The 10637-nt window shown below is 72.9% G+C and carries 8 protein-coding genes; 7 read left to right on the top strand and 1 reads right to left on the bottom strand.

The window, feature by feature from the left end:
• The 5 genes from ACS04_RS19870 to ACS04_RS19850 form a co-directional block, all read left to right on the top strand.
• The coding region (locus tag ACS04_RS19870) for a DegT/DnrJ/EryC1/StrS family aminotransferase (RefSeq protein WP_048478009.1) at positions 1–891 on the top strand (891 nt) is incomplete at its 5' end.
• The gene (locus tag ACS04_RS19865; protein WP_078865010.1) at positions 888–1715 is read left to right on the top strand and encodes a NeuD/PglB/VioB family sugar acetyltransferase; all 828 of its coding nucleotides are present in this window, start codon (positions 888–890) and stop codon (positions 1713–1715) included. The genes ACS04_RS19870 and ACS04_RS19865, both read left to right, overlap by 4 nt.
• On the top strand, positions 1712–2827 hold the full coding sequence (locus tag ACS04_RS19860) for a DegT/DnrJ/EryC1/StrS family aminotransferase (RefSeq protein ID WP_048478008.1): 1116 nt from the start codon (positions 1712–1714) through the stop codon (positions 2825–2827). The genes ACS04_RS19865 and ACS04_RS19860 overlap by 4 nt, the downstream gene beginning before the upstream one ends.
• 38 nt (positions 2828–2865) lie before the next feature.
• On the top strand, positions 2866–6165 hold the full coding sequence (locus ACS04_RS19855) for a DUF4082 domain-containing protein (protein ID WP_048478007.1): 3300 nt from the start codon (positions 2866–2868) through the stop codon (positions 6163–6165).
• Positions 6162–7208: a glycosyltransferase family 2 protein gene (locus ACS04_RS19850; RefSeq protein WP_048478006.1), complete on the top strand. Its 1047-nt coding sequence runs from the start codon at positions 6162–6164 to the stop codon at positions 7206–7208. The genes ACS04_RS19855 and ACS04_RS19850 overlap by 4 nt, the downstream gene beginning before the upstream one ends.
• A gap of 77 nt (positions 7209–7285) precedes the next feature.
• Here the strand turns inward: ACS04_RS19850 and ACS04_RS19845 are convergent, their stop codons facing one another.
• Positions 7286–7966 (bottom strand): hypothetical protein, encoded by a 681-nt coding sequence (locus ACS04_RS19845; RefSeq protein ID WP_209441734.1) that lies wholly within the window; start codon positions 7964–7966, stop codon positions 7286–7288.
• A gap of 95 nt (positions 7967–8061) precedes the next feature.
• On the opposite strand from ACS04_RS19845, the gene ACS04_RS19840 reads away from it, so the two are divergent.
• Positions 8062–10080: an O-antigen ligase family protein gene (locus ACS04_RS19840; RefSeq protein WP_048478004.1), complete on the top strand. Its 2019-nt coding sequence runs from the start codon at positions 8062–8064 to the stop codon at positions 10078–10080.
• Positions 10032–10637 (top strand): glycosyltransferase (locus ACS04_RS19835; protein ID WP_048478003.1); only part of this gene is annotated, 606 nt, incomplete at its 3' end. The genes ACS04_RS19840 and ACS04_RS19835, both read left to right, overlap by 49 nt.

Here is a 10637-nt window from a genome sequence, read left to right as displayed (position 1 = left end):
TTCATCGCCACCGCCAACGCGGTGCGCTACGTCGGCGCGCACCCGGTCTTCGCCGACGTGGAGGAGGCCACCGGGAACCTCACCCCCGCGACCGTGGACTCCGTCCGGACCGCGCGCACCACGGCCGTCCTCGCCGTCCACCAGGGCGGGGTGCCGGCGGACGTGCACGCCCTGCGCGCGGCCTGCGCCGACTGGGGCGTCCCGCTGGTGGAGGACGCGGCCTGCGGGATCGGCGCGACCGTCGGCGGCAAGTCGGTCGGCCACGGAGCACTGCTCGCCGCCTGGTCATTCCACCCCCGCAAGGTGATCACCACCGGTGAGGGGGGCATGGTGACCACCGACGACGCCGAGTGGGCCGAGCGGCTGCGCCGGCTGCGCGAGCACGGCATGAACGTGTCAGCGGCGCAGCGGCACGCCAGCAGCACGCCGATCGCCGAGGCCTATCTGGAGGTCGGCTACAACTACCGGATGACCGACATCCAGGCCGCGGTCGGCCTGGTGCAGCTCGGCAAACTGGACGCGATCGTGGCCCGCCGCCGCGAACTGGCCTTCCGTTACGAGCAGTTGCTCGCCGGCATCCCAGGTCTGCGACCGGTCCGGGACCCCGGTCACGGGGAGGGCAACTTCCAGTCGTACTGGGTCCTGCTCACCGAGGACTACCCCGTCGGCCGGGACGAACTGCTCGCGGCGCTGGCCGGGGCCGGGATCTCGGCCCGGCGCGGGATCATGGCCTCGCACCTGGAACCGGCCTACGCCGGGCACGCGGCGGCCCCGCTCCCGGTGACCGAGCGGATCAGCCGCGACTCCCTCATCCTGCCGCTCTTCCACACCATGACGCGGGACCAGCAGGACCGGGTGGTCGCGGTACTGCGCGCACGGGCCGGCGGATGACCGCGCCCGGGACCCCGGCCACCCGGGACCTGCTGATCGTCGGCGCGGGCGGCTTCGCCCGCGAGACCGCCCAGGCCGTACGGGACGCCGCCGCCGCCGACCGTGCGCGCGGCCGCGCCCCGCGCCGGCGCCTCGCCGGACACCTCGACGACGACCCGGCCCTGCACGGCCGGGACGTCGACGGGGTGCCGGTGCTGGGTGGCAGCGAGCTGGTGCACCGGCGACCGGACGCCCTGGTCGTGGTCTGCGTGGGCAGTCCGCGCGACTACGCCGTCAGGGCCCGCCTCGTGCGGCGCCTCGCCCTGCCCGAGGGCCGGTACGCGACCGTGGTCCACCCCACGGCCGCCGTCTCGGCGTCCTCGGTACTCGGCCCGGGCTCGGTGCTGCTCGCGCACTGCGCGCTCACCGCGGCCGTACGGGTGGGGGCGCACGTGGCGGTGATGCCGCACGCGGTCCTCACCCACGACGACACGGTCGGGGACTTCGCGACGATCGCCTCGGGGGTCCGCCTCGGCGGCGGGGTCCGGTTGGGGCGCGGGGCGTACGTGGGTGCGGGCGCCCTCGTACGGGAGAACACCACGGTCGGCGCCTGGTCGCTGACCGGCATGGGGAGCACGGTCCTGGCCGACGTGCCGCCCGGCGAGGTGTGGGCCGGCAGCCCGGCCCGCCGGCTGCGCGCGGCCGGGGGCTCCGCGCTCGACGAGCTGCGGGCCGACGGCGAGGGGACCGGCCCGGAGCCGGGGACACGGAAGGGGTCCGGCACGGACGCGGGCCCCGCGACAGCCATGAGCACGCAAACACGGATGGGGAGCACCGTCGGATGAACCAGATACCGCTCGTGGACCTGAAGGCGGCGCACGCGGAGGTCGCGCAGGAACTGCGCGCAGGATTCGACCGGGTGCTGGCCGACACGGCCTTCATCGGCGGCGAGGAGGTCCGCGCCTTCGAGCGCGAGTACGCCGCCTTCGCCGGCGTCGGCCACTGCGTCGGCGTGGCCAACGGCACCGACGCCCTGGAGCTCGCCCTGCGCGCGAGCGGGGTGGGCGTCGGCGACGAGGTGGTGCTGCCCGCCAACACCTTCATCGCCACCGCCGGAGCCGTCGCCCGGATCGGCGCCCGCCCGGTCCTCGTCGACTGCGTCCCCGACACCCTGCTGATGGACCCGCAGGCCGCGCTGGACGCGGTGGGCCCTGCCACGCGCGCCGTGGTCCCCGTCCACCTGTACGGGCAGTGCGCCCCTGCGGCGGAGCTGGCCGCGGCGCTGCCCGCGCACGCCGCGCTCGTCGAGGACGCCGCGCAGAGCCAGGGCGCCGAGCGGCAGGGCCGTACCCCGGGCAGTGGCGGGATCGCCGCCACCAGCTTCTATCCGGGCAAGAACCTGGGCGCGTACGGGGACGCGGGCGCGGTGGTGACCGACGACGAGGAGAAGGCCGACCTCGTACGGGCGCTGGCCAACCACGGCGGCACCGCCAAGTACCGGCACGACGTCGCCGGGTTCAACAGCCGGCTGGACGGCCTCCAGGCCGTGGTCCTGCGGGCCAAACTGGCCCGCCTCGCCGACGGCAACGCGGCCCGCCGCGCGGCGGCCGCCCGCTACGACGGGATGCTCGCCGATCTGGTCGGCGCCGGACGCCTGACCCTGCCGGTCACGGAGCAGGGCAACGTCCACGTATGGCACCTGTACGTGGTGCGGGTCAGCGGCGCGGACCGGGACGCGGTCGTCGGCAAGCTCAACGCGGAGGGCATCGGCGCGGGCGTGCACTACCCGGCCCCCGTCCACCTCACCCCGGCCTTCGCCCACCTCGGCCACGGCCGCGGGGACTTCCCGCACGCCGAGCAGGCAGCCGAGCGGATGCTCTCGCTCCCGCTCTTCCCGCAGATCACCGCCGCCCAACAGCAGCGGGTCGTGGACGCGCTCACCGACGCGCTGCGCTGACGCCCAGCGCTGCGCCGACGCACAAAAAAGAGGTACAGATGAACAGACGGACAAGGTTGCTCCGGTACGGCCTCTTCACCGTGGTCGCCGCCCTGATGGCCACGGTCTTACCGCCGTCCTCGGTGGCGGGCGCGGCAGACCCCTGCGGACCCGGCACGAACGCGATCGTGTGCGAGAACTCCAAACCGGGCACGCCCAGGTCCGACTGGTTCTCGCCCAGCGCCTACGGGGACATCAAGGGCTTCAGTGCCCAGATGAGCGTCCAGGCGGGCGAGACCGTGCAGTTCAAGGTGCAGTCGCCGACCGCGTACCGGGTGTCGGTCTACCGGCTGGGCCACTACGGGGGCGACGGGGCCCGCCTGATGTCGACCGCGGCGCAGGCGTCCCAGACCTACCCGGCGAACTTCGCTCCGGGCGGGAAGCCGCGCGCCTGCACCACCAAGGCCGCCACCGGCCTCGTCGACTGCGGCAACTGGCCCGTCACCGCGACGTGGACCGTGCCGGCCGACGCCGTGTCCGGTCTGTACATCGCCAACCTCGACCAGGCGGACGGCAACGGGGTGATGCCCTACCCGTTCGTCGTCCGCAACGACTCCAGCCACTCCGACGTCGTCGTGCAGACCAGTGACCAGACCTGGCAGGCGTACAACAACTACGGCGGCCAGGACCTGTACGACGGCGGGGGACCCGCGCCGGACGGCCGGGCGTACGAGGTCAGCTACAACCGGCCGATGGACATCGGCGGGGAGAACGGGATCTACGGGTCCGAATACCAGATGATCTCCTGGCTGGAGCGCAACGGGTACGACGTGAGCTACATGTCGGGCATCGACATGTCGACCCGCGGCGCGGCGCAGCTGGGGAACCACAAGGTCTTCATGTCCTCGGGGCACGACGAGTACTGGACCCAGGACCAGTTCACGAACGCGTTGAACGCGCGCCGCGCCGGGGTCCACCAGACGTACTTCAGCGGCAACGAGGTCTTCTGGAAGACCCGTCTCGCGTCCAGCATCGACGGCGCGAACACGGCCAACCGGACGCTGGTCTGCTACAAGGAGACCAAGCTCTCCTTCCCCCAGCCCAACGGCGTCCCGGACCCGAGCGGAATCTGGACCGGCACCTTCATGGACCCGGCCGGCTCCACGAACGGGCGGCCGTACCAGCCGCAGAACCAGCTGACCGGCTCGCTGTTCAGCGTGAACGGATACCGCAGCGACGCCATCACCGTGCCCGGCGCGTACGCCAAGATGCGGCTGTGGCGGGGCACCACCGTCGCGAACCTGACCCCCTCCCAGACCGCCACCTTCCCGGCCGGCACCCTCGGCTACGAGTGGGACAGCGACGTGGAGGACGCGGCGCGCCCGCCCGGTCAGATCGCGATGTCCTCCACCACGGTCGACATCAACGACGGCAAGCTCCGCCTCGACTACGGCAACACGTACGGGAACGGCACCGCGACCCACAGCCTCGTGGCCTTCCGCGACCCGGTCTCGCGCGCCCTGGTCTTCGGCGCCGGCACCGTGCAGTGGTCCTGGGGCCTGACCAACATGCCGACGGGCAACCCCGACGACACGGTGGTCACCGAGGACAAGCGGATGCAGCAGGCCACGGTGAACGTGTTCGCCGACATGGGCGTCCAGCCCAGGTCCCTGCAGACCAACCTGGTCGCCGCGACCGCCTCCACCGACACCACGGGTCCGGCCATCACGGTGACCAGCCCGGCGGGCGGCGCCACCGTGCCCGCGCTGCGCCCGGTGACCATCACCGGCACCGCGACCGACAGCGGTGGCGGGGTGGTCGCCCGGGTGGAGGTCTCCACCGACGGCGGCACCACCTGGAAGGCGGCCACCGGCGTCGGGTCCTGGAACTACAAGTGGACCCCGACCGCCCCCGGACCCGTACAGATCAAGGTCCGCGCGGTGGACGACAGCGTCAACACCGGCGCCACCACCACCGTGCCGCTGACCGTGGGCCCCCAGCAGTGCCCCTGCACCGTCTGGCCGGCCGCGGCCGTACCGGGCACCGTCAACGCCGGCGACGGCAGCGCCGTCGAACTCGGCGTGAAGATGCGCTCCTCGGCGCCCGGCTCGATCACGGGCGTCCGCTTCTACAAGTCCCCGGCCAACACCGGCACCCACACCGGCAGCCTGTGGAGCAGCTCGGGCCAGCGCCTGGCCACCGGCACCTTCACCAACGAGACCGCGTCCGGCTGGCAGCAGCTGAACTTCGCCTCGCCGGTCCCGGTCAAGGCAGACACCACGTACATCGCCTCCTACTTCGCCCCGAACGGCGGGTACTCCTTCGACAACACCTTCGCCTCAGCCGACGCGGGACTCGCCCCGCTGACCGCGCTGCGCAGCGGTACCGACGGGGGCAACGGCGTCTACCGGTACAGCGGCACGGGCGGGGTCCCGTCCACGGCCGCGTCCGGCAGCAACTACTGGGTCGACGCGGTCCTGGACACCTCCACCGCGAGCACCGTCCCGCCCACCGTCACCTCCATCACCCCGCAGTCCGCGGCGACGGGAGCCGCGATCACCGCCGGGGTCAAGGCCACCTTCAGCGAGGGCATCGACTCCGACACCCTCGCCTTCACCCTGAAGGACCCCGGCGGCGCCACCGTCCCCGGCAGCAAGGTCCTCACCGCCTCCAACAGCGCCACCTTCACCCCGTCCACCGAACTCGGGCTGAACACCACGTACACGGCTTCGGTGCAGGCCGCGGACCTGTGGGGCAACGCCATGGCCGCGCCGGTCACCTGGACCTTCACCACCAGCGCGAGCCCGCCCGCGGTCAACTGCCCCTGCACCCTGTGGGCACCCGCCGCCGAGCCCAGCACCGCCAACGCCAACGACGACACCAACTCCGTGGAACTGGGCACCCGCTTCCAGTCGGCGGTCAGCGGGTACGTCACAGGCATCGCCTTCTACAAGGGCCCCGGGAACACCGGCACGCACACCGGCAGCCTCTGGTCGGCCACCGGCACCCTCCTCGCCACCGGCACCTTCGGCAGTGAGACCCTCTCCGGCTGGCAGCAGCTCCACTTCGCCACACCGGTACCCATCACCGCGGGCACCGGCTACGTGGCCTCCTACCACGCGCCGAACGGCAAGTACGCCGTGGACGGCGGCTACTTCACGGCCGCCCACCGCTCCTACCCGCTGGTCGCCCCGGCCGACGGCAGCGGCGGAGCCAACGGCCTCTACAAGTACGGTGCTTCGTCCGCCTTCCCCACGAACACCTTCGGCTCCGTGAACTACTGGGTCGGGCCGGTCTTCACCACCACCGCGCCGAACGGCCTCGCGGCGGAGGGCTCGACGGAGGTGAGCGGTCTGTGAGCACCGTCAGCGTGGTCATCCCCTGCTACAAGTACGGCCATTTCCTGGCCGACTGCGTCAAGAGCGTCCTGGACGAGCAGCCGGGCGTCGACGTCCGCGTGCTGATCATCGACGACGCCTCTCCCGACGACTCCGCGGAGGTCGCCCGGGCGCTGGCGGCCGCCGACCCCCGCATCGAGGTACGGGTCCACGAACAGAACCGGGGCCACATCGCCACCTACAACGAGGGCCTGCTGGAATGGGCCGACGGGGACTACGTCGCCCTGCTGTCGGCCGACGACCGGCTCGTCCCCGGAGCCCTGGTGCGCGCCGCGGCCCTGCTCGACGCCCACCCCGAAGCCGGCTTCGCCTACGGCAGGCCGCTGCGGTTCCGGCACGGGGGGCCGCTGCCCGCGGCCCGCACCCGGAGCACCGGCTCGGTGGTCTACCCCGGACGGTGGTGGCTGGAGCGGCGGTTCCGGGAGGGCACCGGGTGCATCACCTCGCCCGAGGTGGTCGTCCGTACCAGTCTCCAGCGCAAGGTCGGCGGCTACGACCCACAGCTCCCGCACGCCGGCGACATCGAGATGTGGATGCGGCTCGCGGCCCATGCCGACGTGGGCTACGTGCGCGGGGCCGACCAGGCCTTCTACCGGGTCCACGGAAACAACATGTCCACCACGGACTTCGGCGGGCAACTGGACGACCTCCGCCAGCGCCTCGTCGCCTTCGACTCCGCCCTGGACAAGTGCTCCGGCCTGCTCCCCGAAGCCGGACGGCTCGCGGCGCTGGCGCGGACCCGGCTCGCCCGGTACGCGCTGCGGCGCGCCTATCGGGCCTACGACCGGGGGCGCACCGGGGTGGTCCCCGTCGAGGAGCTGGAGGCCTTCGCCGCCGAATGCCTGCCGGGGTACACCGGGCTCCCCGAGTACCGGGCGCTGCGCAGGCGGCGGCGGATCGGGGCCCGGGCGATGCCGTACCTCCAGCCGCTGGTGCTCTCGGCCGTCGCCGACCGGGGGCGCGAGTGGCTCTGGTGGCAGTCCTGGAAACGCCGAGGGATTTGATGAACCAGCAGCACCACAAGCACCATTTGCACCACCGGCCCCGTCACCGGGGCCGGACGGCCCGGTGGCCCGCTTCCTCAGCGGGCCCCCGCGGCCACGGGGGCCCGGCTGCGCGCCCCGCCCTCGTCCACCGGACCGGCGTCGGCGCGCTCGCGCCGGCGCCGGCTGCGGCGCGTCACGAGCCGATCGGTCCACAGCGCCGCGGCCACCGCGCAGACCCCGGCCAGCAGCGCCGTCCCGGCCAGCCCGCGGCTCTTGGTCCCCGTCTGCGCCACCGCCGTCGGCGGCACCAGCAGGGTCACGCTCATCCGCGCCTTCTCCGGGATCTGCTGTTCGGCCTGCATGGCCGTGATGCGCTGCGTGTACGCCTCGACGACCTTGAGCACGGCCAGGTTGGCGCCGGCCGGATCCGCGTGCTCCGCCTGCACCTGGAGCGAGGGGATCAGATAGCGGGGGGTGACGCTGGTGCCGCTGTTGCGCGGCAACACCCGGTAGGCGCCGTCCACCCCCGCGGCACGCAATTCGGCCGCTCCGGAGGGCGATTCCAGCTGCTGCACCGCCGCGTACGACACGGCGGCCAGCGGGGGCTGGAGATTGGCGAGCTGATTGGGCTGACTGCCCGTCACCGGTGGCTTGAGCACGACGATCGCCGAGCTCACATAGGTCCGGTCGGGCCGGAGCACCTGCAGGGCCCCGGCCGCCGCGAGCGCCGCCACCAGGGCCAGGACGTACCAGCGCCGGCGCAACGCGCGGAACAACTCACCAGGCGACACAGGATTCCTTCCGTCGCGTTCGATCTTTCCAGGACGCCGGGCGGCCCGCCATCGGTTCCGGCAGGCGCAAAGGGGCATTCGTGAGCATCGGTGAGATGGCCGCGGTGCTGCGGCGCCGCTGGTACGTGATGGTGCCCCTCACGCTGCTCGGACTCCTCGCGGGCCTGCACCTGTACCGCTCGGTGCCCGTGGCGTACCAGTCGCAGAGCTCGGTGGCGTTGCTCGACTCCACGGCGGTGGCCGAACTGGCCCCCGCCTTCGGCAACCCCATCTCGAACGCGGGCGGTTCGCTGGTCGTGACCGCCGACGTACTGATCAGGACCCTGTCCGGGGCCGACGCGGCGCGAGATCTGCACGGCCTCGGCGTGAGCGACCCGTACACGGTCGGCTTCGCCGCCAACACCTCGGGCCCCATGCTCACACTGACCGTCACGGGCACCGACCGGGCGAAGGTGCTCAAGGAGACCAGCACGCTCACCGCCTTCGCCGGAGAACAGCTCAACGCGCTCCAGGCGGCGGCCAAGGTGCAGCCCGCCTACTTCGTCCAGACGGCTCCGGTGGTGCTGCCGCAGACCCCGGTGCCCCAGCTCAAGAGCCGCTACCAGCAGGTGCTGGGAGTGGTCATCGCGAGCGTGACCGCCGGTTTCACGCTCTCCTTCGTGACGGAGACCCTGGTCGTGGCCCGCCGCCGCAGGCGCGAGGCCGCCGCGGCGGCCGGGGCGCCCAAGGCGCGCGTCCGCAGGAGGCTGCCGCGCCGGCCGGTCGACGCGACGGCGCTGCTCAGCGGCTACCTGGGGCTGGCCTTCTTCATCCCCTCGAACCTGACCCTGCCGGGCATGGGCGGCGTCGGCACCCCGGCCAACGTGTTCGCCCTCCTCGGCCTGTTCTGGTACCTCGCGACCTGGCTGACCGGCCGGATCCGCCCGGCCCCGGGCACCCGGCTGCCCCGGGTCGTGATGTGGCTGCTCGCCGTCTCCGTACTGGCCTCGTACCTCGCGAACGCCGCCCGGGGAAGCACCCACAAGGAGGTGCTGGGCGCGGACCGCGGGCTGATCGGCCTGCTCGTGTGGGTGTCGATCGTGGTGCTGGTCTCCGCCGGGATCCAGGACCGGGCCCGCCTCGACGTGCTGATGCGGCGGGCCGTGGTGATGGGATCGGTGGTGGCCGCCATCGGCTACTACGACTTCTTCACCGCCACGAACATCGCCGAACACATCACCATCCCCGGACTCCACTCCAGCGTCGCGCAGATCACCACCCTCGACCGCGGGGCGTTCACCCGGCCGCGTTCGACCACCGCCCAGCCCCTGGAGTTCGGCGGCATGCTCGCCCTGATGCTGCCCTTCGCCGTCCAGCAGGCCTTCGACCCGGTCCGCGCCCACCTCAGTCGCCTGCGGCGCTGGGGGCCGGTGGCCCTGATGGGCGGAGCCCTGCCGCTGACGGTGTCGCGGACCTCCATCATCGGGGCGCTCATCGTGGTCCTGGTGATGGTCCCGCGGTGGAAGCCGCAGCGCCGCTGGACCGCGATCGGCCTGCTGATCGGCTCGGTGGCCTGCTTCAAGGTGGCCGTACCCGGGCTGATCGGCACCATCACCACCCTCTTCGGGTCCTTCCTGTCGAACTCCGACAGCAGCACCCAGGCCCGTACCGTCAAGTACAGCGCGATCGTCCCCTACCTGGAGGAGCACCCGCTGTTCGGGCGCGGCCTCGGGACCTTCACGCCCGATCTCTACTTCTTCACCGACAACCAGTACATGCTCACCCTCGCGGAGATGGGCCTGCTCGGCCTGCTCGCCCTGCTGGCGCTGTTCCTCGCCGGAATCCACCAGGGCGGCGCCATCCGCCGCCTCGCCGCCGGCGAATCCGACCGCGAGCTCGGCCAGGCGTTCTTCGCCTCCGCCCTCGTCGCCCTCGTCAGCAGCGCCACCTTCGACGCCCTCAGCTTCCCGATGTTCGCAGGGATGTTCTTCCTGACGATCGCCGCGGGAGGCAGTCACCTCGGCTTCATCCGGCGCGGCACGCCGGCCGAGCCCCGACCCGTGGAGTCCCCATGCCCTCCCGCCACGACCCGGACCGGGCTCGCGCAACCGGTCCCGTAGCCGTCCTCGTCGTCACCTGGAACAGCGCCCGGGTGCTGCCCGAGTTCCTCGCCTCCCTGCCCCAGGGCATGGCCGGGCTCGACTGGCGCCTCGTCGTCGCCGACAACGACTCCGCCGACGACACCGTCGACGTCGTCCGCGAGCTGGCCCCCGCCGCCACGCTCGTCCAGACCGGCCGCAACGCCGGGTACGCGGCCGGGGTGAACGCCGCCCTGCGGGCGGCCGCCGGGTGGCAGGAGGGCTTCCGCGCCGCCCTGGTGTGCAACCCGGACATCCGGATGCGGAGCGGCTGCGCCGCACTCCTCGTCGACGCGCTCGACGCACCCCTGTCCGGCGGCCGCCGGGTCGGGATCAGCGTCCCGCTGCTGTACGAGGAGGACGGCACCCGCCAGCACTCGCTGCGCCGCGAATCGCGCGTCACCCGGGCCCTGGGCGAGGCGGTGATCGGCAACCGGCGCGCCGGGCGCTTCCCGCGCTGGAGCGAACTGATCACCGACCCGGCGGCGTACCGGCGGGCGACCGTCGCCGACTGGGCGACCGGCGCCCTCATGGCCCTC

Source organism: Streptomyces roseus (genome assembly GCF_001044425.1).
In the GTDB taxonomy this organism is placed as follows: domain Bacteria; phylum Actinomycetota; class Actinomycetes; order Streptomycetales; family Streptomycetaceae; genus Streptomyces; species Streptomyces roseus.
Note: the sequence above shows the minus strand (reverse complement) of the source record. Positions and strands in the feature narration are given on the sequence as shown.